The sequence below is a fragment of the Streptomyces aureocirculatus genome (assembly GCF_000720475.1).
Lineage (GTDB): Bacteria > Actinomycetota > Actinomycetes > Streptomycetales > Streptomycetaceae > Streptomyces > Streptomyces aureocirculatus.
Window position 1 is genome coordinate 1 of sequence record NZ_JOAP01000222.1, and the last position, 201, is coordinate 201.

Below are 201 nucleotides of genomic sequence, written 5' to 3' on the forward strand. Positions count from 1 at the left end.
TGCCGGATACCTCGCTGGGACAGCCAACGCCGCAGGTGGCGATAGTCGTAGCCCTTGTCGGCATGAAGTTTTGCGGGCCTGCGGCGGCGAGGGCCGCGGCGAGACCGGATCGGTGGTATGCCCTTCACGAGCGGGATCAGGGCCTGGCTGTCGTGGACGTTGGCGCCTGAGATTCCGACGGACAGGGGCAGACCGGTCCTC

1 protein-coding gene is annotated in these 201 nt (G+C 67.7%); it reads right to left on the reverse strand.

The window, feature by feature from the left end; genetic code table 11:
• On the reverse strand, window positions 1-201 hold a 201-nt coding region (locus tag IG78_RS47445), incomplete at both ends, for a transposase (protein WP_157856086.1).